This is a genomic window from Trinickia dinghuensis (genome assembly GCF_003367175.1).
GTDB lineage: Bacteria > Pseudomonadota > Gammaproteobacteria > Burkholderiales > Burkholderiaceae > Trinickia > Trinickia dinghuensis.
On sequence record NZ_QRGA01000006.1, the window covers coordinates 336,614 to 357,807 of the forward strand.

The following is a 21,194-nucleotide window of genomic DNA, read 5'->3' on the forward strand; positions in this document are numbered from 1 at the left end:
CGCGCGCCGATGCGAGTTCCATCGAAGCCGCTCCGCAAGCGCGAGCGCGGCGTCATGCTCATGACTTGGAGAACACGTCATGCTGAAACCGACCTATCCGTACTACCTGGCAAACGAGGCCGTCGCCGCCAACACCGATCTAGCCGTCACCGACAAATACAGCGGCGAAGTTGCCACGCGCGTCGCACTTGCCGATGCGAAGGCGATCGACCAAGCGATTGCGGCGGCGGAAGCGGCGATGCCCGCCATGCGCGCGTTCCCGCCGTTCAAACGCCAGGCCGTGATCGATCATTGCGTCGCGCGCTTTCGCGAGCGCTTCGACGAGCTGGCAATGGCACTGTGCATCGAGGCGGGCAAGCCCATCAACGATTCGCGCGGCGAGGCCACGCGGCTCATCGACACCTTCCGCGTGGCCGCCGAGGAAAGCGTGCGCCTAAACGGCGAAGTCCTGAACCTTGAAATCTCGGCGCGCGCGAAGGGCTACCACGGCTACGTCAAGCGTGTGCCGATCGGCCCGTGCTCCTTCATCTCGCCGTTCAACTTCCCGCTCAATCTGGCCGCGCACAAAGTCGCGCCCGCGCTCGCGGCGGGCGTGCCGTTCGTGCTCAAGCCAGCAAGCCGTACGCCGGTGGGTGCGCTGATCATCGGCGAGGTGCTGGCCGAAACCGATCTGCCCAAGGGTGCGTTCTCGATCCTGCCCGCGCACCGCGACGGCGCCGACCTCTTCACCATCGACGAGCGCTTCAAGCTGCTGTCGTTTACGGGCTCGCCCGCGGTGGGCTGGGATCTGAAGAGGAAGGCTGGAAAGAAGAAAGTGATCCTTGAGTTGGGCGGCAACGCGGCCGCGATCGTGGACGGCGATCAAAGCGGCAAGCTCGACTATGTCGTCGATCGCCTCGCGTTCGGCGCGTACTACCAGTCGGGGCAGAGTTGCATCGGCGTGCAGCGCATTCTCGTGCATGCTTCGATTTACGACACGCTGCGCGAGAAGCTCATCGCCAAGGTGAAGACGTTGAAGATGGGCGACCCGAAGGACGAGAAAACCTTTGTCGGGCCGATGATCTCCGAATCCGAGTCGAATCGCCTTGCCGGCTGGATGGAGGCTGCGGTGCAGGCAGGCGCGAAGATCATCGCGGGCGGCAAGGTGGACGGCGCGATGTTCGAGGCAACGCTGCTGGAGGGCGTGCCGCGCGGCTCGGATCTGTACCGCAAGGAAGCGTTCGGACCCGTTGCGATTCTCGAGAAGTTCGACCGCTTCGACGACGCGCTGAGTGCCGTCAACGATAGCGACTTCGGTCTGCAGGCGGGCGTCTTCACGGACTCGCTCGCCCATGCGCATCAGGCGTGGGACGGGTTGGAAGTGGGCGGCGTCGTGATCAACGATGTGCCGTCGTTCCGAGTCGACAACATGCCGTACGGCGGTGTTAAGGATTCAGGCCTTGGACGCGAGGGCATCCGCTATGCGATCGAGGATATGACCGAGATCCGGCTGATGGTGATGCGGGAGACGTGGCGGGGTTGATCGCACGTAGCGCGAGCAAGGCAGAAGCCGCCCGTCGCAATGGGGCCAAGGGCGGGCGTCCGCCCTTGGCAGGGCTGGCGGCGGTTGCGTCAGCACTCTTCGAACTCGGTGCAGCGCAGGCCAGCGCTTACTCGCCTTACACCAGCACCTTGGCGATCGCCTCGGCTACCGGGTCGACATTGCGCGCATTCAAGCCCGCCACGCACATCCGGCCCGAACGCAAAATGTAGACGCCGTATTGCTCGCGCAGGCGATCGACCTGCTCGGCGCCAAGCCCCGTATAGGTAAACATGCCGCGCTGTTTGATATAGCGCGAAAGCGATTCGCCGTTCACGTGCCGGCTCAGGCGCTCGTGGATCGCCGCGCGCATGTCGGCAATGCGCCCGCACATCGACGCCAACTCATCGCGCCACATTTGGTTCAAGGCCGGCGTCGTCAGGATTTTCGTGACGATTTTCGCGCCGTGCGTGGGCGGATTGCTGTAGTTCGAGCGCACGGCACCCGTCAGTTGGCCCAGGACGCGATCGGCTTCCACGGCGCTTTCACACAGCACGCTAAGCCCGCCGCAACGCTCGCCATAGAGCGAGAAATTCTTCGAGAAGGAGTTGGCGACGAGCATCGGTACGTTGCGGCGCGCGAGTTCGCGCACGGCGAACGCGTCGTCGTCGAGGCCGCTGCCGAATCCTTGATAAGCCATATCGACGAACGGCAACAGTTCCCGCTTTTGCAGCACTTCGCTCAACTGCTCCCATTGCGCGCGATCGAGATCGACGCCCGTCGGGTTGTGGCAGCACGCGTGCAGCACCACGATGCTGCGCTTTTCCAACGCATCGATCGCCGCGAGCATCGCGTCGAACTTGAGGCCGCCCGTTGCATCGTCGTAGTACGGATACGTGTTCACCGTAAAACCGGCGCGCTCGAAAATGAAACGATGGTTCTCCCAGGTCGGATCGCTGACCCAAACCTGCGCCTGCGGGAAATAGCGCTTGAGAAAGTCGGCCCCGATCTTCAGCGCGCCCGAGCCGCCGAGCGTTTGCACCGTCGCGATGCGCCCTTCGGTGCGGGGGGCGCATTGCTCCCCGAACACGAGCGATTGCACCGCTTCGCGGTAAGGCGCATAGCCGGCCATCGGCAAATATGGCTTGGGACCGAGATCGCTCGCCATGGCCGTCTCCGCCTCGCGCACCGCCTTCATGACAGGCAAGCAGCCATCGTCGTCGAAATAGATGCCGATGCTGAGGTTGAACTTTTCCGCGCGCGGATCTTTTTGAAAGTTCTCGTTCAGGCTCAGGATGGGATCGCCGGGGTACGCGTCAACGTGTTCGAACATGGTCAAGTCGCTTGTTTGAAGAAAATCGATGGTACGCCAAGTGGAAAGCGCCCTTCCGTCTACGAAGGAGGACGACTCCCACCCAACCGTTACGTGCGTGACAGTGTACGGTCCAGCCCGCGAAATAAGATTTCGTTAGGCGTGCGTGGAAACACCGATTTCGGGGCAAAAATTGCGCGAAGATAGGCGTTATGAAGCAGAAACACCACCCCGCGCCAGGCAACCTCCATCGGATCGCGTGAAGCGGTCACATTCCCGCACGAGTTCCTTCTTATCATCGGCACGATGCCCGCGCTTGGCTGCCCCGCCCCGCAACAAGGCACAATACGGGTTTTGACGGATGACCGGCGTGAGCGTCGAACGCGCCTCGCCGCCTTGCCGTCCATCACGCGGCCGAATCCCGCTGCCTGTCGCAGCCGTGGCCGCAGCCAGAACAAGGAGCACTCTCGCATGACTGACACGAATCTCTCGTGGACGAGCAGGCTGTCGCTCGCCATCGGCGCCTTCTTCGGCATCCTCGGCGATCGCGACTTCGCCGCCGGCGTGCAGCGCCTGCGCAGCGGCGCAGCCCCGGCGGCAGCCGCGCCCGTGGCCACCCCGGCTCCGGCCCAGGCCCCCGCTCCCACGCTGAAAGAAGCCACCCCCGAGGCCGCGCTGCAGCTGCTCGGCCTGCTCCAGCGTGACGCCCGCTTCATCGACTTCATCGAAGAAGACATCGCCAACTACTCCGATGCCGACATCGGTGCCGCCGCGCGTCTCGTGCACGACGGATGCCGCACGACGCTGCGCGAGCACTTCACGATCCGCCCTGTGCGGGAAGAAGCCGAAGGCAGCCGCGTGACGATCGCCGAAGGTTTCGACGCGTCCACCATCCGCCTGACCGGCAACGTCGTGGGCAAGGCACCGTTCAACGGCAGCATCAGCCATCGCGGGTGGCGCGCCACCGACGTGCGCCTGCCGAAGCTCACGCAAAGCCATGACACCAGCGTGCTCGCGCCGGCGGAGGTCGAGCTATGAGCGAGCCGCGCTATTCGATCGGTATCGATCTTGGGACCACGCACTGCGCGCTGTCATACGTCGAACTCGCAACCAGCGACGGAGAAAACCTTTCCCAAGGCGTCATGCGCGTCGCGCAATTGACGGCGCCCGGCGCAATCGAGGAACGCGACCTGCTGCCGTCGTTCCTCTACCTGCCGCACGCGAGCGAGTTGCCCCCCGGCGATCTCACGCTGCCGTGGACGAGCGAGCGCGACTTCGCGGTTGGCGAAATGGCGCGCAGCCGCGGCGCCGGCACACCGATCCGCCTCGTGTCGAGCGCGAAGAGCTGGCTTTGCCATCCCGGCGTCGACCGCCGCGCAGCCATCCTGCCGGCCGATGCGCCGCCCGAAGTCGCGCGCATCTCGCCGCTCGAAGCATCGGTTCGCTATCTGACCCATCTACGCGAAGCGTGGAACCATGCCCACCCCGACGCCCCGTTCGACGAGCAGGACGTCACGGTCACGATTCCCGCGTCGTTCGACCCCGCCGCGCGCGAATTGACGGCTGAAGCCGCGAACGCCGCGGGCTATGGCCGCATGACGCTGCTCGAAGAACCGCAGGCCGCGCTCTACAGCTGGATCCAGAAAAGCGGCGGCGCATGGCGTAAGCGCGTCAAGGTCGGCGACATCATCCTCGTCGTCGACGTCGGCGGCGGCACGACAGACTTGTCGCTGATCGCGGTGATCGAGCGCGACGGCAATCTCGAACTGCATCGCGTCGCGGTGGGCGATCACATCCTGCTCGGCGGCGACAACATGGACCTCGCGCTCGCGCACATCGTCGCGCGCAAGCTCGCAGGGCAAGGCACGCAGACCGACCCGTGGCAACTGCGCGCGCTCACCTACGCGTGCCGCGGCGCGAAGGAAACGCTGCTGTCGGACCCCTCGACGGACACGGTGCCGCTCGTCGTGCCGAGCCGGGGTTCGAAGCTGATCGGCGGCTCCATCCGCACCGAACTCACGCGCAACGAACTCACGCAAACGATCCTCGAAGGATTCTTCCCGCAAGTGGAGGCGAGCGCGCGGCCCATGAGCCGCACGCGTGCCGGTCTCACGCAACTGGGCCTGCCCTATGCGCAGGACGCGGGCATGACTCGCCATCTCGCGGCATTTCTCGCACGCCAGGTCGGCGCGCTGGAAGAGCTCGGCGGCGAGGCGCAATTGGCCGCGCAATTCGCGCTCAACGCAAACGCGACGTTCCTGCATCCGACCGCCGTCCTGTTCAACGGCGGCGTGTTCAAGTCGCAGCTCCTCGTCGACCGGGTCATGACCGCACTCAACGGCTGGCTCGCGGCCGATGGCGGCGAACCGGCACGTCTGCTCGAAGGCGCGGACCTCGATCTTGCGGTGGCACGCGGCGCTGCTTACTACGGTTTCGTCAAGCGCGGCCGCGGCGTGCGGATTCGCGGCGGCACCGCGCGTTCGTACTACATCGCGATCGAATCGGCGATGCCCGCCGTGCCGGGATTGGAGCCGCCCATCTCGGCACTGTGCGTCGCACCGTTCGGCATGGAAGAAGGCACCGGCGCACCGCTGCCGGCGCAGGAGTTCGGACTCGTCGTGGGCGAGCCCGTGCAGTTTCGCTTCTTCGGTTCGTCCGTACGCCGACAAGACCAGGTCGGCTCGATGCTCGATTACTGGCCGCCCGAGGAGCTGCAAGAACTCGAAGCGATCCAGGCCACGCTCCCGACGGAAGGCCGCAGTGCCGGCGACGTCGTCCCCGTCAAATTGCACGCGTACGTGACCGAGACGGGCATGCTGCAGCTCGAGGCGGTACCGCGCGAGTCGTCCGAGCGCTGGAAGGTCGAGTTTGACGTTCGCGGCAGCGCGGCGCAGGACTGATCTCATCGCAAGGCACGACGGATGAAGCGCTACGCGGTAGGCATCGACCTCGGCACGAGCAATACGGTCGTCGCGTTCATCGAAATGGGCTCGGACGACATTCGTGTGTTCGAAGTCGATCAATTCGTCGCGCTCGGCGAGGTCGGCACACGTCCGCTCTTGCCGTCCGTGCGTTATCACCCCGCCGCGGGAGAGCTGAACGCCGGAGACCTGCGGCTGCCGTGGCACCATGCCGCGCTGCGAGGCACGCACGACAAGCGCAACAACCACGACACGGACAAGACCCCACCTCCGATCGTCGGCCAGCTTGCGCGTACGCTCGGCGCGCAGGTGCCGGGGCGTCTCGTCGCGAGCGCAAAAAGCTGGCTCTCGTATTCCGCGGTGGACCGGCTCGCGCCGATCCTGCCTTGGGGTGCGCCGGACGATGTCGAGAAGGTCTCCCCCGTCGAAGCCAGCGCTAGCTACCTCGCGCACGTGCGCGCCGCGTGGAACACACGTTTTCCCGATGCGCCGCTCGAGGAGCAGGACGTGGTGCTCACGGTGCCTGCTTCGTTCGACGAAGGCGCGCGCGCCTTGACGCTCGAAGCGGCGCGGCTCGCACAGCTGCCGGCCTTGCGTTTGCTGGAAGAGCCGCAGGCCGCTTTCTATGACTGGCTGTATCAGCACCGCACGAGTCTTGCGGAAGCGTTGCCCGATACGCGGCTCGTGCTGATCTGCGACGTCGGCGGCGGCACCACCGACCTCACGCTCATCCAGGTGCGGATGGACGCCGCCGGCACGCCGCAACTCACGCGCATCGGCGTCGGCAATCATCTGATGCTCGGCGGCGACAACATGGACCTCGCGCTTGCGCGGCTGGTCGAGACGCGTCTTACGCAGGGCCAACAGGAAGGCGCGCGGCTGTCCGCGTCGAGCTTGTCTCAACTGGTCGAACGCTGCCGCGTCGCGAAGGAGCGGTTGCTGGCCCACGACGCGCCCGAGTCCGTGGCGATCACGCTGCTCGGCGCCGGTGCGCGCGTGATCGGCGGTGCGCGCACCGCGCTCCTTACTCGCGGGGAGGTCGAGCAGGTCGTCGTCGACGGATTCTTCCCGCGAGTGGCCGCGAACGAAACGCCCCGCCGCTCGCGTGCGGCGATCGTCGAACTCGGTCTGCCCTATGCGAGCGATCCGGCCGTCACGCGGCACGTAGCCGGGTTTCTTGCCCGCCACGCCACGCCATCGCGACAGGCGTTGGGGGCCGCTGTCGAAGCGGACGAAGACGGCAAACTGCCGGTACCCGATACGCTGCTGCTGAACGGCGGCGTTTTCCGGGCACCGGCTTTGACCGCACGGCTGGCGCAGACACTCGGCGCATGGCGCGGCGCGCCGGTGCACGTGCTGAACAACGATCATCCTGACGTGGCCGTTGCGCGCGGCGCGGCCGCCTATGTCCTCGCGCGCGCCGGTTCTGCACCGCGCATCGGCGGCGGCTCGGCGCGCAGCTACTTTCTCGTGCTCGATGGCGATCGAGGGATCTGCCTGCTGCCGCGCGGCACCGAAGAAGCGCATGAAATTCATCTGGACGAGCGCGCGTTTGCACTGCGGCTCGGCCAACCGGTGCGCTTTCCGCTCGTCTCGACGTCCGCGGACACGACGTTTCGCGCGGGCGAGCTTGCCGATCTTTCGCAAGGCGACTTTGTTCGCTTGCCGCCGCTCGCGACTGTCGTGCAACGTCAGCGCGCCTCCGATCCCGACGAACGTCGCGTGCGGCTCACGACCTCGATCACGGAGGTCGGCACATTGGAGATGAACTGCATTTCGATCGACGATCCGGCGCAGCGCTGGCTGCTTCAATTCGAGTTGCGGCGCGATGAAGCCGCGGCATCCGCCGATGGGGCCGATGCTCGATCGCAGGGCGAGCGGCATCCGTCGCTCGATCAAGCCATCGGATTGATCGAGCGAGTGTTTGGCGCGCGTGCCGCTGGGGTGGCGCCTGCCGAAATCAAGCGGCTGCGCGCGCATCTGACGCAGATGCTGGGGCCGACCGAGACCTGGGACGTCGCACTGTTGCGCGAATTGTTCGACGCCCTCTGGGAACGTGCGAAGCGCAGGCGGCGTTCGGCCGATCACGAGCGGCTCTGGCTCAACCTCGCCGGATTCTGCCTGCGGCCGGGATTCGGCCATCCGCTCGACGATTGGCGCGTCGGGCAAATCTGGTCGATCTTCGACGACGGCATCCAGTACATCCACGAAAGCCGCGTGTGGTCCGAATGGTGGACGTTGTGGCAACGCGCGGCGGGCGGCCTCGACGAAGCGGCCCAGACACAGCTGCTCGACGCGATGGAATTTCTGCAGACGGCCAACATCGAGAAGCGAAAGCTGCCGTTCGACCCGGCGAAGGTCGGCCATGCCGACATGATCCGCGTGCAGGCTTCGCTCGAGCGCATTGCGGCCGAGCGCAAGATTCAACTGGCGGAGCAGTTGTTCGAACGGTTGCGCAAGCCTTCGGAAAATCCGCAGACCTGGTGGGCGATCGGCCGGATCGGTGCGCGTCTCCCGTTTTACGGCAGCACGCACGGCGTCGTGCCGCCCGAGGTGGCCGCGCAGTGGCTCGATGCCGTGCTCGCACTCGACTGGAAGAAAGTGGAGCCGGCAGCGTTCGCCGCGGTGCAATTGTCGCGGCTGACAGGCGATCGATCGCGTGACTTGCCGGAAGAGGCGCGCGATGCTGTCATTCGCCGGCTCGAGACGCTAGGCGCTGCGCCCAGCTGGATTCGCATGGTGCGCGAGGTCGTCGCACTCGACGAGGCCGATACCGGCCGCGTGTTCGGCGAGTCGTTGCCGGCCGGACTCAAGCTTTTGGGGCAGACTTAGCGCTCAGTGTCATTGAGCCGTGACGGCCTCTTCCCGAGCAACGCGCGAGGGCGCCGTTTCCTTCAGGCTAATGGCGACGACAAAGCCGACGGCAAGCGCGACGAAGCCGAGCATCATGATGTACTGAATGCCGAAGTGCTTCGCCACATATCCGGCGATCGCCGGCGCAATGCCGCCCCCGAACACCTCCCCCACTCCCACGACGAGGCCCGACGCCGTCGACATCAGCTTCGCCGGCACCGACTCGGCGCTCAGCGGCCCGACCGTCAGCGTGATCATGCTGAAGACGAACAGCAGCGTCAGCATCAGATAGACGAACAGCGCAGTAGGATTCGCGCCCGTTCGCGTCAGCAGCGTCAGGAAAACGGCGGCGCCGATCACCGATAGGACCATGACCGGCTTGCGCCCGAGCCGGTCCGACAATGCGGGCATCGTCACGGTGCCTAGCATCCCGCCGAAGCCGATGGCCGACAGCACGTAGCCCATCTGCTGCATATTCAGATGCAGATAGTCCACGAGATAGTTCGGCAGCAGCGCGGTCAACACCACCAGGCACGTCAGCCAGCACAGCATGCCGACGATGTTCAGCCGGATGTTGCGGTAGCGAAAAACATCGCTCCACTTATGCTCGGTCGCGTCGTGCGTCATGGTGTGGACAGCGGCGCTCGCGGCTCTGGTATTGCGCAGCACTTTCCACAGCAGCAGCGCCACGGCCAGGCCCGGTATCGACACGATCGCGAAAATCGAATGCCAAGGCATGAACTTCAGCAACTGCGTGACGAGAATCGGCGCGAGCCCCAGGCCGAACAAAGGCAACGCCATCTGCTGGATGCCGACGTTGCGGCCGTGGCGGCTGGGTTTCGACGCATCCAATGTCGCAATGATGCTGGCCGGCGTGAACGCGCCTTCGGCGAATCCCATCACCGCACGGATCAGGATCAGCGTGCCCAAGCCGGTGGCCAGTCCACTCAACCCCGCAAGTAGCGAGAACATCACGATCGCTGGAATCAGCACCTTCCGATGGCCGATGCGATCCGACAGATTGCCCATGAACATCGCGGAAAAACCCCAGGCAACGGACAGCGCCCCGGTGATGTACCCGAGGTCCTGGTAGTCCAAATGAAGGTCCTTCATCATGACCGGGAAGAGCGGCATGATCATGAAGCGGTCGATGCCCACCAGCCCGAATGCCAGCGAAAGGAGGACCACCGCTTTCCATTCGTAAGCGGTGTCCCAGCGGGAAGAGGTAAAACGATCCATGTCCGTGTCTCCGAAAAATATTCTTCTACTGACTGCTGAAGGCAGCGTCCCGCGAATTCGGGCTTCAGAAAGACGTCTGCATGCCGATGCGGCCAATGAATTGATGGTCGCCGTTCGAGGGGCCCTCGCCGGTGATCCATGCGTTGTGTCCGCCCGGCACATCCCCGCCCGTCCACTGGAAGACGCCTTCGGCATACACCGTCGTGCGCTTGGAAAGCGAATACTGGAGCGCCGTGGTCACCTGCTGCGCACGATTGTTTTCGAGCTGTGCGTTGCCCTTCATGTACTGGTAGTTCGCGCCCAGCCGCCAGAACGGGTTGAAGGCGTATAGGCCGCCGACCTGCAGGGCCTGCACCGTGCCGCCCGTCAGCGTGTTCTTCGTATTGGTGTAGAGCGCATTGAGGTAGAGGTTGCCGATCGCCTGGCTAACGCCGCCGCCGAAGTTGCGGATGCCGTCCTGGCCATTGTTCAAAGCGGCATAGCGGGTTTCGTTGTACGCGGCGCCGAGGCCGAAACCGCCGATCGCATAGTTCACCCCGAAGCCGACTGTGTTGTTGGCCGAAACCGAACCGGCCGTATTGCCGAAGCCATACAGCGCCCCCAAACGCAGTCCGTCGAAGGTGGCGCTCGTGACCTTGACCGAATTCGATACGCGAGAGGTGCCGCCCGTTTGGTCGAAGTCGAACGAACCCGTGGGGTTCTGCGGAATGCCGAGGGCGGCAAACGGCCCCTGACGCATGTTGTACAGCCCACCGTACATGAACGAACCGTCGAGCTTCGCCGGCGGGAAGAAGAGGAAGTCGGCCATCAGGTTGTACTGCTGTCCGAACGTGATGCGGCCCACGCCATCCTTTTCCAGTCCGACGAGTGCCTGGCGGTTGAAATTCGCACCGGGTCCGGGGATGCCGGCTCCCGTGTTCACCGCGAATTGCGACGACAGATCGAACACGGTTTTGTAGCCGCCGCCCAAATCCTCGGCCCCGCGAACGCCCCAGAGACTCGGCGTCCAGATGGAGTCTTCCGCGTTAAAAGCGTGACCTCCTACTTCGTTGGAGACATAACTGAGGCCAACGTCCAGCAGACCGTACAACGTGACGCTGCTCTGCGCGTGCGCGGCGGAAGCGAGGATAAAGGGTGAAGCAAGGCACGCGACTGCTTTATTCATTTAGTACTCCTAAATAAAAAATTGAGTTCTTGGAGTTGAGCGATAAGCCGAATTTGCGCCAATGGCCGGGGCGCGCGACAAGCGTCTTCGCGCCATGCTCCGTGAAGAATGCGTGGTACTTCCCGCTGACGTACAACAGGACCCGATCTTCGACGATCAGCCTTTAGTCAGGACAATCGGGGGGCGTTTTCCGTGTATTGACATATTTGTCATTTCTGCATTCTAGTTGTTTTGATGAAATCGTCAACTAGAGAGGAGATAGGACAAACCCGCGGATAGCGCCGTTTGCGGCACGCGATGATGGGGAGATGGAATAACTACGGAAGCGTGAAATGACGGCTCGGACCTCGAGCCGTCGGCGTCGCACGGACGCGTTGCGCCGGGGCTATTGCGAGCGTTCGCTCCGCATGAAGGCGGACAATCGCACGTCAGTACCTATGCCGCCTCGACGAGCTTGAACAACGACACCGCCGCCGTCAGTTCGCCGGCCTGTGCTTCGAGAGAATGTGCCGCCGCGCCGGCTTGCTCGACCAGCGCCGCGTTGCGCTGAGTGACCGCGTCCATTTGCAGGACTGCGCGTTTGACTTGTTCGATGCTGCGGCTCTGCTCCGCCGAGGCGGCCGCGATTTCGCCCACGATATCGGCGGTTTGCGCGATGGCTTGCCTCACGTCGCCCATCGTCGCGCCAACGTTGTGCGCCTTGCAGGAGCCGTCTCCGACCAACGCCGAGGACGTCTCGATCAACCCTTTGATTTCGCGCGCGGCAGACGCGGCTCGCTGCGCGAGACCACGCACTTCCGCCGCGACCACGGCGAAGCCGCGCCCGTGATCGCCGGCACGCGCCGCCTCGACGGCCGCATTCAGCGCGAGGATATTCGTCTGGAAGGCGATGCCCTCGATCATCCCCGTGATCTCCGAAATTCGCACGGAGCTTTCGCTGATTCGTTCGATGGTCCCGATCATGTCGTCGACCACGCGGTGTCCTGCGTCCGCGATGCCGGTCGCGCGCATGGCAAGCTCGTTCGCTTGGCGCGCATTGTCCGCGGTCTGCTTCACGGTCTCGGTCAGCCCCGTCATGCTCGCCGCGGTTTCCTCGAGCGACGCCGCCTGCTCTTCGGTACGGCTCGACAAAGCCGCATTGCCGCCCGCGATCTCGCGTGAAATGACGGCCACCGAATCCGCCGATTGGCGGATCGAGCGAATCGTGGCGGCAAGTTGTTCCTGCATGCGCTGCATCGAGCCGAGCAGACTGCCGCGATGACGGCGAGCCGTTTCAACGTTCGACGTCAGATCGTTCTGCGCGATGCGCGTGGCGATCTGCGCCGCATAGGCCGGTTCGCCGCCGAGCGAGCGCAATATGCCGCGATTGAGCACCGCCACGACCGACAGCAACACGCTCGCCAACATCGCCAGGATCCCAAGATCCCTGAACAAAGTGGCGCGAAACGCCGCGTTGATGTCGTCGACGTAGACGCCCGTGCTCAGAATCCAGTCCCATCGCGGATAAACGACGTTGTAGGCGATCTTCGGCGCAGGTGCGGTAGCGCCCGGCTTCGGAAACGAAAACGCGTTGAATCCTTTGCCGTCGCGCTTGATCAACGCGACGATGTCTTCGAACAGATGGACGCCATTCGCATCCTTGAAATCGGCGACGTCTTTGCCGTCCATCTCGGGATGAATCGGATGCATGAGCACGCGCGGCTCGGAATTCAAGATCGTGAAATAGCCGCTACCGCCGTATCGCATGTTGCGCACCGCGTTCATCGCGCCGCTTTTCGCTGCCGCCTCCGGCATCGTGCCCGCACTGGCCGCGTCACCCAGCGTCTTGACCACGCTCAAGGCCACTTCCGACGCGTGCTCCAAATCGGCCTTGCGCTCCTGCAGCCGCATTTCCCTGACCGTGTAAGCATCGTAAATCGATATACCGGCCAGAGAAATCAAACTGAGAATGAGCGGGAGCCAAAGCTTTTGAACGAGAGAGAGTTTCATACGCTCGCGAATCTTCGAATCTGCATCGAGGCGGCCGCTCCTGCTTCAGTGGCTGATGTTTTCCAATGCAAGACCTCGAGTGCGCGGCCCCATCAGAATCATCGCGATCGCCACCAGCATCGATACGCCGATGAATGCCGCGACACCCGGCACCCCATAGCCATGCAAGAGAACGCCGATCGCGAGCCCCGCGAATGCCGCGGAAAGGCGGCTCCACGAATAGACGAAGCCGACGGCCCGAGCACGAACGCGAGTCGGATACAGTTCGGCCTGGTAGCCGTGATAGGCGAACGACATGATGTTCGACGCCAGCGTGAAGATGATTCCAAGCGCAATCAGCAGGGCTGTCGACGACGCTTGCGAAAACAGCACGATCACGATGCCCATCGTCATCAGGCTCAAGACGATTTGCGTCTTGCGCTCCACCTTGTCGGCAAACCATACGCCCAATAGCGGCCCGAACGGATTGGCCAGCGCGATGACGAACGCATAGGCAAGACTCGAGGTCACGTGCACGCCGCGGCTCACGAGCAGCGTCGGCACCCACGCGGCGAACCCGTAGAAGCCGATGACTTGCGCCATATTGAAGATCGACATGGCGACCGTGCGCTTCAGATAGGGGGGACGCAGCACCTCCGCGAGCGAGCCTCGTCCTTCCTTCTCCGGTTGCAGCGGTCGCGGCGCCGGCAGCGCGGCGCCCTTCTCGATCGTCACGCGCCGCTCGATGTCGGCAAGGATCCGCTCGGCTTCCTCGATCCGTCCGTGCCGGGCGAGCCAGCGCGGGCTCTCCGGGATACTGCGGCGCAGGAACCACACGACGACGGCCGCGCTCGATCCGATCAGAATGACCACGCGCCAGTAGTCGAGCCCGAGCGGCTGAGTGTCCTTCAGGATGTAGGCGAGAAACGCAACCACGGGCACGGCGGAAAACGTGATGACCTGGTTGACCGCATACGCGCGTCCGCGCTCGCCACTCGGAATCAGCTCCGAGATATACGTGTCGATCGTCACGAGTTCGATGCCGATGCCAATGCCTGCCGCGAACCGCCAGAAGTTCAGGCCCAAGCCGGTCGTCTGAAACGCCATGATCGTCGTGCAAAGCACGTACCAAATCAACGACCAGGTGAAGACGGGCCGGCGTCCATAGCGGTCCGCAATCTGTCCGAACGCAATCGTGCCTACCCAGAGACCGGCGAACGTGGAGAAAACGAACGTGCCGAATCCCGCTACGTTGAGCAGCCCCAGCGAAGAAAAGAATCCGAGCGATGCAGCCGTGAACAGGCCGGAATGGATCATCCCCGGTGCCACGTAGCCGGTGAAGAACAAATCGTAGAACTCGAAAACGCCGCCGAGCGACAGTAGGATCACCATCGTCCACACGGTGCGCGACGGCGGCAGGCGGTCGAATCGTGCGGCGAATTCCGCCGATTTGTGCGAGTTGATCGCCGCGGGCAATCGCACGGCTTGCTCGGTCGCGACGCGCACGCGATCCGCTCGGCTCTCGGATGGGTCGATGTGCGGGGCGGACGCATCGGCGCCCGCCGCTCGGTAGTTCGAATCAGTCTCCACGTCTCCTCCGGATAGGGTTGGCACCGGCTTGTTCGAGCAGTCGTTGTCTGCGGGCACGTGTGCCATCGATAGGGCTTCGAGCACCGCGTACGCGCTGCGCTCGGTTGAACCGATTATCAGTGGCCATCGAATGACTCGGAATTCGAAAGTGGTGCAGCGAGCTTTCGCGAAACGCGAAAGCAGCGTTCGGGTCTTCCCTTAGTGATCGCGCGCCCCGGCGACCGCATAGTGCAGGCACCGCATACGTCCGCCGTGGGCGCCGACCATGAACGTGCACCGTCTCGAACTCGTCTCGCTTTCGCTGTTTAGTCTGATAGCGCGAAGCGGCAGCATCAGCAAAGGGGCCGCACTGGCCCATCTCGCGGTAGGCGCCGCAAGCAAGCGGATCGCGGATTTGGAGGCGGCCGTCGGCGTCGCCCTGTTCGAGCGGCATTCGCGCGGTATCGTGCTGACCGCCGCCGGCAGCGCCCTGCTCCAACACGCGCAGCGCATCTTGAAAGACGTGGACGTACTGAGCGCCGATCTATCCGACTATGCGGCCGGCGTGGTCGGCGTCGTGCGGCTGGCCGCCAATACGTCGGCGATCACGCAGTTCCTACCCACCGAAATCGCGGCGTTCGCAGCCGAGAACCCGCAGATTCGCATCGAGCTCGAAGAGCAGAACAGCGATCAGATCGCCCTTGCCGTCGTCGACGGTCGCGCCGACTTCGGCATTCTGGCGGGCGGCACGCCCGTGCTGGGCTTGCAGACGATGCCGTACCGGCGCGATCGATTGGTACTCGTCGTACCCGAGCGTCATCCGCTCGCCAAGCGGCGGTCGATTTCGCTGGGCGAAGCGATCGACTACGACTTCGTCAGCCTTTCGCAGACGACCTCGCTGGCTGGGCTGCTCGACACCGCGGCGACATCGCTCGGAAAGCGGCTGAAAGTCCGCATCCGAGTACGCAGCTTCGACGCCATGTGCATGATGGTCGCGGCCAATCTTGGCGTAGCCGTGCTGCCGGCGGCGGCCGTGCGCCCGCACCTGCGATCGATGGGCCTACGGGAAATTGCCTTATCCGACGATTGGTCGCACCGAGAGTTGCTCATTTGTGCGCGAGATCTGAATGCGCTGCCGAAGCCGGCCAGACTGTTCGTGAATCATCTTGCGGGAGCAGCGGTTTAGACCTGGGCGGAAAAGCCATCGAGTCATGCTAGCGCCATCCAGCCCGAACAGCTGGAGGAGCGGCACACGCACGAGCGTGCCGTCGAGCACGCTCGCTGCTGCGCCTGCGTCGTTTATCGCGCCGCTACTGCGTTTTCCCTAGCGCTCGATTGCCCGCTCGCCGAGCCGCGCAATGCGCCGGCGAACAACACAAGAAAGCCGCCCGTGATCGCCACGTTCTTGAAGAAATGATTGAGCTGGTTATTGAATTGCGCGCCATCGGCCATCCAGAAGCGATGGGCGATGAATGCCGTGAACAGTGTGAAGCCGGCCATGACAAGCGCGACCTCGCGCAACCGCCAACCTGCGATCAAGGCCAGTCCCCCGCCGATCTCGACCGTGACCGTCAACGGCAATACGATCTCAGGCAACGGGATGCCGAGACCCGCAAAATACCCGAGCATCATCTTCCATGTCAGCACCTTGCGGATACCCGCAACGAGAAAGAGGGACGCCATGAGAACACGCGCGCCAACGTCGACGAAACGGCAATCCTGATTCATGAATTTTCCTTAAAGGACAAATGGGAACAGAAGGGAATTAGATGCGAGCAGGTATCAGTGCCCACTCGGATTACTTAGCGACGTCGACGGCGAGAAATCGCAGAACAAACAGATGCACAGCACCATCGCAGCGGATAAAACGGCCGGCACGCCAGCCGCCCCGAAGATCGCGCTGATGGACCATCCCTGGGAAACGAAATATCCGGCGACGACAGGACCGACGATGGAGCCGGCGCGTCCTATGCCGAGACTCCAACCGACACCCGTTGCCCGCACGCTTGTCGGATAGATCGTCGCGGCTAACGCGTTGATGGCGGGCTGAGCGCCGACGATGCAGAACCCGCTGACCATCACGGCCGTGGCCAGCAGCACGACAGGCATGCCGGAATGGCCAATCATCGCGATCGACAGCGCCGCCAGCAAAAGTGCCGGAACCAATATGCGATAGAAGCCCAGGCGATCGATCAGGAAACCCATGCCCACGGTCCCGGCTACCCCACCGACTTGCAGCATGATGCCGAGCGCTATCCCAATGCCCCTACCGTATCCGGCACCGGAAATGATCGTCGGCAGCCAGTTCGACAAGAAAAACAAGTTCAGCAGATTCGCGAAATTGATGCCCCACAACAGCAGCGTAGGCACAGCTCGCCCCGCACGAAAGAGTTCGCCGACGGGCATGCCTTTGGTGGGTGGCTCGTGCACAACGTAATGCACTGGCCCGCCTGTTGATGCCGCTTGCGGCGCAATACGCGTCAGCCACTGCCCGACTCGCTCGAGACGCCTTCCACGCAACACTAAAAACTGAAGCGATTCGGGAACGTAAAGGGCCATCATCGCTGCAATGAGCAACGACAGCGCAGCACCGAAAATGAACACCGCCCGCCAGCCGCCAATCGGGATCAGCAACGCGGCAACGGTGCCGCCCAACGCCGCGCCGCCGGTAAATCCGCACGACACGATCATCATCGTAGACACCCGTTTACGGGCTGGACTGTACTCACCCGCCAGCGCCATCGCGTTGCCCATGATTCCGCCGATGCCGATACCTGTCACGAAGCGAGCCACAAGCAGTTGCGGCAAGTTCGTCGCAAACACCGTCGCCAGCATGCAGACGCCAATGAACGCCATCGAACCGATCAGGACCGGGCGTCGGCCGATGCGGTCTGCCAAGACGCTGAGTCCGAGCGAGCCGAGCAGCATGCCGAGCAGACTCGCAGAAAAAACAGGTCCCAGCGCGGCTTTCGAAATGCCCCATACCCTGATGATCTCGGGCGCGACGAAGCCCATGGATTGGATGTCGAAGCCGTCCATGATCAACGCCGCGCCAAGCAGCACGAACACGCCAAGTTGGAAGCGGCTAATCGTGCGAGCATCGATCAAAGCGGGGATGTCGATCGGCGCGCCCGTCGGCGCGACGACATCGCGAAGTGAGGTGTTCATGTGCGGGGCGCGCCTATGCGATTGAGGACGAAGTCGTAATGCAGTGCGTAGCCGCCGTCCTCGCGTCGAACCCAGGGTGCGATCAGCGACTGCCGCACGCCGAACACGGCGTCCGAATCGAGCCACGGATCGCCCTCGCGAAAAACATGCGTGACCAGCGTCTCGTATCCCGGCGCCTCGATACGAAAATGCAGGTGCGCGGGACGCCAAGGGTGCCGCCGAGTCGCCTGCAGTAACGCACCGACCGGGCCGTCGGTCGGGATCGGATAGGCAACCGGCAATACCGAATGAAAACGGTAAGCCCCCTCTTCATCGGAACGCAGCACTCCGCGACCTTGCAGTTGATCGAGTTCGCTGCGCTGCACGTCGTACATGCCCTCCGAATCCGCTTGCCACACGTCGATTCTCGCGCCTGCGATGGGATGGCCCGCGATATCCCGAACCGTGCCGCCGACATCACAAGGCTCGCCGGCAGCGCCATTCGCCACGTCGCCCCCATTGTCATAGTGAGGCGCGCCTTCGACGTAGAACGGACCGAACACAGTCGCCTCGGTGCACTCCGCGGGCTTCGCGTGATTCATCGCCACCGTCAGCATCGACAAGCCCAGGACGTCGCTGAGCAGAATGAATTCCTGTCGCTTGTCGTCGCACTTTTGACCGGTGCCCGTCAGAAACGCGATGCCGTTCGTCCACTCGTCTTCGGTCAGGCGAACATCCCGCGCGAAATCGTGCAGATGGCGAACGAGGCAATTGATGATTTCTTTAAGCCGCGGGTCCGGCGTGTCGGCGAACCGGTCGATCACTTCCTGCGTGATCGTGTGTTGATCGAGATTGCGCATGAGGTCTCCTCAATGTGGCCGCACACCGTCGAGCGCATTGCGCAACAGGATATGCAGCGGCTCCGCCTCCAGGGGGCGCGGGTTCGGGTACTGATCCTGCAATGCAAGCGACAACGCGCGTTCGAGGTCCTCGGCACGCAAGCCGAGCGCTCGCAGCGACGTGGGCGCTCCGCTCGCTTGAGCAAGATCGAAGCAGGCGCGGGCCGCGCTCACTCCAGGCCCGGCCCCGAGCGCAGCGCAGATCGCCGTCATCGCCTGAGGCGCATGATTCGCGTTGTAGGCCAACGCATGCGGCAACACCACGGTGTGCGTTTCCGCGTGCGGCAAATTGAATGTGCCGCCCAACGTATGGCAAAGCTTGTGATGCAAACCCATCCGCACATTGCCGAGCACCATGCCGCACAGCCAGGCCCCGTAAAGCGCATCCTGCCGAGCTTCGGACGGCACAGATTGCTCGTCCGCCGAACCGGCAATCAGTGGAATGGCGCGGGCGAGCGCGGCGATGCCGGAGCCGGCGACAAGCGTCATCAGCGGATTGCCGTCCGGGGCGTAGAGTCCCTCGGCCGCATGCGCGATGGCATTCATTCCGCTCGTGGCGCTCACCGCACGCGGCAAGCCCAGCGTAAGGTCAGGGTCATAGATGACCGATCGCGGCAATACGCTTTTATCGCGCCCCGTCTTCTTCAATCTCCCTTCCGTCAGCCCATAGATGGGCGTCATTTCCGATCCCGCGTACGTGGTGGGCACGGCCAGGATCGGCAATCCCGCCTTCAGTGCGATCCCTTTAGCCAGGCCAATCGTGGATCCCCCACCCACCGCGACGGTACAGTCCGCTTTGAGCGTGGAAGCTGCCTCGCAAGCGGCACTCACGACATCGGTTGGCACATGCATCACGGCTTGGTCGAACACGCCGACGCTGCGCGTGCCGAGCAAATCCGCGACGCGTTCCGCAAGCGCGCGCTGCGGTGGCGTGCACAGTACCAACGCCCGCGCGCCGCCCATCGCATCGAGCGCGCTCGCGACATACGCGAGCGCGCCCGCGCCGAAGCACACATGCACCGCGTTCATATCGCAGCTAAAGCTTTTCCCGTTCATCGCACCGGTCTCCCTACTCATTCGAGTCCGAACAGCCGGCGCGCGTTGTCGCGCCCAATCTTGCGACGATCGCTTTCGCTGATCTCGCAGCGGTCGAACCACCCAGCGGCATCCTCGTGTTTCTCAAACGGATAGTCGACCGAATACAGGATGCGATCGCTGCCCACTTCGAGCATCGTCGACAGCAACGTCGGCGTACGAAAGTTGCCGCTCGTCGTGATGTAGGTGTTATTGCGCAAGTAGTCGCCGACTTCCTTTTCGCACCGCATGCCGCGGCGCCCTTTGCGCAAGATGTGGTCGATGCGCCAGATATTGAAAGGCAGCCCTTCGCCGAAGTGCCCGAGGATCATTTGCAGTTTGGGATGACGATCGAACAGGCCATTCGACATCAGCCGCAAAGCATGCATGCTCGTCTCGGCGGCAAAGGCCCATGTCGGGCCGGTGAGCCACGGATTGTCCTGATAGATCGGCTCACGACTCAGCAACGGGTCGCGCGGATGCATATAGAACGGCTTTTGCAAGCTTGCCGCGGCCGCCCAGAAGTCGTCGAACTGGGGGGCGTCGTAATACATCACCGTTTCAGCATCGCCAACTTGCGAAAACCCGTTGACGAGAAAGCCATGAAAACCGAGTTCGCGGACACATCGCTCGAGCTCGCGTGCAGCGGCATCCGGGTCCTGCATCGGCAACGCGGCAAATCCACCGAAGCGACTCGGGTGCCGCTGGACCTGCTCGGCAAGAACATCGTTAGCGCGCTTTGATACCTCGACGGCTCGTGCCCGATCCGGAATGCCCTGCACCGCCGGCGAATTCAGCGAGAGGACCGAATAGGCCGTGCCCCAACGATCCATCTGTTCGAGACGCTGCTGTTCGAAGTCGATCAGATTGCTCCGCAGGGTCTCCCACACTTCCGGGCGCGCATACACCTGCGAATCCGCCAACGTTTCCTCGATCGCGAAATGCTCTTCGAGAGCGATCTTGTCGTTCATGAGTCGTTTCCCTTGGCGCCACCGCGCATTTAGTTGATAATTCAAGCATTGAGGTCAAAGTTTATACTTGAATTTTCAAGCAAACATCTGTGAAAACCCCTATCAATGACAGCTCAATCGAGGTCGACCACAACCTCGAAAAGGCGATTCCTTATCTCGTCACCCGCGCGGGCGCGCGTATGGGCAATGCGTTCTCCAAAGCCCTCAAGCCCTATGGGCTTAGTCTCAGCGAATGGCGCGTGTGCGCCTCGCTCGGCTACAAGCCCCGACAAACGCTATCGGAGCTTGTCTTGCATGCGTCCGTCGACATGTCTGCACTATCGCGGATCGTCGACCGTCTGGTGCAGCAAGGGCTCGTCCGTCGTGCCAAAAGCGAGCACGATGGCAGGGCGATCTCTCTATCCCTGACGCCTGAAGGCGCTTCACTCACACGCGAGATCGCGCCGCTAGCGAAGCACTATGAAAGGGTCGCCTTGACCCAGTTCACATGGGAAGAGATCGACATCTTGCGAAGGCTGCTCGTCCAGCTATATGACAACGCAGAACCGCTCGAATAG

The 21,194-nt window shown here is 63.3% G+C and carries 16 protein-coding genes; 6 read left to right on the top strand and 10 right to left on the bottom strand.

Going from position 1 to position 21,194, the window contains the following annotated elements:
- The first annotated feature begins 79 nt into the window (after positions 1 to 79).
- Positions 80 to 1,522, top strand: a complete 1,443-nt coding sequence (locus DWV00_RS11370) for an aldehyde dehydrogenase family protein (RefSeq protein WP_115533671.1) — start codon at positions 80 to 82, stop codon at positions 1,520 to 1,522.
- 136 nt (positions 1,523 to 1,658) lie between these two features.
- On the opposite strand, the gene DWV00_RS11375 is transcribed toward DWV00_RS11370, so the two are convergent.
- Positions 1,659 to 2,852 carry an amino acid aminotransferase gene (locus DWV00_RS11375; RefSeq protein WP_115533672.1) on the bottom strand — a complete coding sequence of 398 codons (1,194 nt, stop codon included), beginning with the start codon at positions 2,850 to 2,852 and terminating at the stop codon, positions 1,659 to 1,661.
- Between the two features lie 450 nt (positions 2,853 to 3,302).
- On the opposite strand from DWV00_RS11375, the gene DWV00_RS11380 reads away from it, so the two are divergent.
- Genes DWV00_RS11380 through DWV00_RS11390 form a run of 3 tightly spaced genes read left to right on the top strand, consistent with a single transcriptional unit; the run spans position 3,303 to position 8,584 of the window.
- Entirely contained in the window at positions 3,303 to 3,869 is a 567-nt protein-coding gene (locus DWV00_RS11380; RefSeq protein ID WP_115533673.1) for a DUF2760 domain-containing protein, read from the top strand.
- Positions 3,866 to 5,731 carry an Hsp70 family protein gene (locus DWV00_RS11385; RefSeq protein WP_115533674.1) on the top strand — a complete coding sequence of 622 codons (1,866 nt, stop codon included), beginning with the start codon at positions 3,866 to 3,868 and terminating at the stop codon, positions 5,729 to 5,731. The genes DWV00_RS11380 and DWV00_RS11385 overlap by 4 nt, the downstream gene beginning before the upstream one ends.
- A 21-nt stretch (positions 5,732 to 5,752) precedes the next feature.
- On the top strand, positions 5,753 to 8,584 hold the full coding sequence (locus tag DWV00_RS11390; protein WP_115533675.1) for an Hsp70 family protein: 2,832 nt from the start codon (positions 5,753 to 5,755) through the stop codon (positions 8,582 to 8,584).
- A 9-nt stretch (positions 8,585 to 8,593) separates the two neighbouring features.
- Here the strand turns inward: DWV00_RS11390 and DWV00_RS11395 are convergent, their stop codons facing one another.
- From DWV00_RS11395 to DWV00_RS11410, 4 genes are all read right to left on the bottom strand, one after another.
- Positions 8,594 to 9,844 carry an MFS transporter gene (locus tag DWV00_RS11395; RefSeq protein WP_115533676.1) on the bottom strand — a complete coding sequence of 417 codons (1,251 nt, stop codon included), beginning with the start codon at positions 9,842 to 9,844 and terminating at the stop codon, positions 8,594 to 8,596.
- A gap of 64 nt (positions 9,845 to 9,908) precedes the next feature.
- A complete protein-coding gene (locus tag DWV00_RS11400; RefSeq protein WP_115533677.1) occupies positions 9,909 to 11,009 on the bottom strand; it encodes a porin in 1,101 nt (366 codons plus the stop codon).
- 435 nt (positions 11,010 to 11,444) lie between these two features.
- On the bottom strand, positions 11,445 to 12,998 hold the full coding sequence (locus tag DWV00_RS11405; RefSeq protein ID WP_115533678.1) for a methyl-accepting chemotaxis protein: 1,554 nt from the start codon (positions 12,996 to 12,998) through the stop codon (positions 11,445 to 11,447).
- Between the two features lie 45 nt (positions 12,999 to 13,043).
- Positions 13,044 to 14,369 carry an MFS transporter gene (locus tag DWV00_RS11410; RefSeq protein ID WP_115533892.1) on the bottom strand — a complete coding sequence of 442 codons (1,326 nt, stop codon included), beginning with the start codon at positions 14,367 to 14,369 and terminating at the stop codon, positions 13,044 to 13,046.
- A gap of 463 nt (positions 14,370 to 14,832) precedes the next feature.
- Here DWV00_RS11410 and DWV00_RS11415 point away from each other — a divergent pair, with 463 nt between their 5' ends.
- On the top strand, positions 14,833 to 15,732 hold the full coding sequence (locus DWV00_RS11415; RefSeq protein ID WP_115533679.1) for a LysR family transcriptional regulator: 900 nt from the start codon (positions 14,833 to 14,835) through the stop codon (positions 15,730 to 15,732).
- A 113-nt stretch (positions 15,733 to 15,845) separates the two neighbouring features.
- Here the strand turns inward: DWV00_RS11415 and DWV00_RS11420 are convergent, their stop codons facing one another.
- The 5 genes from DWV00_RS11420 to DWV00_RS11440 all read right to left on the bottom strand — a co-directional run bounded on the left by DWV00_RS11420 (position 15,846) and on the right by DWV00_RS11440 (position 20,637).
- Positions 15,846 to 16,274: a DoxX family protein gene (locus tag DWV00_RS11420; RefSeq protein WP_115533680.1), complete on the bottom strand. Its 429-nt coding sequence runs from the start codon at positions 16,272 to 16,274 to the stop codon at positions 15,846 to 15,848.
- Positions 16,275 to 16,328: 54 nt separating this feature from the next.
- Positions 16,329 to 17,585 (bottom strand): MFS transporter, encoded by a 1,257-nt coding sequence (locus tag DWV00_RS11425; RefSeq protein WP_245964827.1) that lies wholly within the window; start codon positions 17,583 to 17,585, stop codon positions 16,329 to 16,331.
- Between the two features lie 125 nt (positions 17,586 to 17,710).
- A complete protein-coding gene (locus DWV00_RS11430) occupies positions 17,711 to 18,553 on the bottom strand; it encodes an intradiol ring-cleavage dioxygenase (protein WP_115533682.1) in 843 nt (280 codons plus the stop codon).
- Positions 18,554 to 18,562: 9 nt separating this feature from the next.
- Complete coding sequence (locus DWV00_RS11435; protein ID WP_115533683.1) at positions 18,563 to 19,648, bottom strand: maleylacetate reductase; 1,086 nt, start codon at positions 19,646 to 19,648, stop codon at positions 18,563 to 18,565.
- Positions 19,649 to 19,665: 17 nt separating this feature from the next.
- A complete protein-coding gene (locus DWV00_RS11440) occupies positions 19,666 to 20,637 on the bottom strand; it encodes an amidohydrolase family protein (protein ID WP_115533684.1) in 972 nt (323 codons plus the stop codon).
- 101 nt (positions 20,638 to 20,738) lie between these two features.
- On the opposite strand from DWV00_RS11440, the gene DWV00_RS11445 reads away from it, so the two are divergent.
- On the top strand, positions 20,739 to 21,194 hold the full coding sequence (locus DWV00_RS11445) for a MarR family winged helix-turn-helix transcriptional regulator (protein ID WP_115533893.1): 456 nt from the start codon (positions 20,739 to 20,741) through the stop codon (positions 21,192 to 21,194).

Bases quoted from the DNA above. Each gene is read 5' to 3' on its own strand.
- DWV00_RS11370 (WP_115533671.1), top strand. From the start codon at position 80: ATGCTGAAACCGACCTATCCGTACTACCTGGCAAACGAGGCCGTCGCC.
- DWV00_RS11375 (WP_115533672.1), bottom strand. From the start codon at position 2,852: ATGTTCGAACACGTTGACGCGTACCCCGGCGATCCCATCCTGAGCCTG.
- DWV00_RS11380 (WP_115533673.1), top strand. From the start codon at position 3,303: ATGACTGACACGAATCTCTCGTGGACGAGCAGGCTGTCGCTCGCCATC.
- DWV00_RS11385 (WP_115533674.1), top strand. From the start codon at position 3,866: ATGAGCGAGCCGCGCTATTCGATCGGTATCGATCTTGGGACCACGCAC.
- DWV00_RS11390 (WP_115533675.1), top strand. From the start codon at position 5,753: ATGAAGCGCTACGCGGTAGGCATCGACCTCGGCACGAGCAATACGGTC.
- DWV00_RS11395 (WP_115533676.1), bottom strand. From the start codon at position 9,844: ATGGATCGTTTTACCTCTTCCCGCTGGGACACCGCTTACGAATGGAAA.
- DWV00_RS11400 (WP_115533677.1), bottom strand. From the start codon at position 11,009: ATGAATAAAGCAGTCGCGTGCCTTGCTTCACCCTTTATCCTCGCTTCC.
- DWV00_RS11405 (WP_115533678.1), bottom strand. From the start codon at position 12,998: ATGAAACTCTCTCTCGTTCAAAAGCTTTGGCTCCCGCTCATTCTCAGT.
- DWV00_RS11410 (WP_115533892.1), bottom strand. From the start codon at position 14,369: ATGGTGATCCTACTGTCGCTCGGCGGCGTTTTCGAGTTCTACGATTTG.
- DWV00_RS11415 (WP_115533679.1), top strand. From the start codon at position 14,833: ATGAACGTGCACCGTCTCGAACTCGTCTCGCTTTCGCTGTTTAGTCTG.
- DWV00_RS11420 (WP_115533680.1), bottom strand. From the start codon at position 16,274: ATGAATCAGGATTGCCGTTTCGTCGACGTTGGCGCGCGTGTTCTCATG.
- DWV00_RS11425 (WP_245964827.1), bottom strand. From the start codon at position 17,585: ATGGACGGCTTCGACATCCAATCCATGGGCTTCGTCGCGCCCGAGATC.
- DWV00_RS11430 (WP_115533682.1), bottom strand. From the start codon at position 18,553: ATGCGCAATCTCGATCAACACACGATCACGCAGGAAGTGATCGACCGG.
- DWV00_RS11435 (WP_115533683.1), bottom strand. From the start codon at position 19,648: ATGAACGGGAAAAGCTTTAGCTGCGATATGAACGCGGTGCATGTGTGC.
- DWV00_RS11440 (WP_115533684.1), bottom strand. From the start codon at position 20,637: ATGAACGACAAGATCGCTCTCGAAGAGCATTTCGCGATCGAGGAAACG.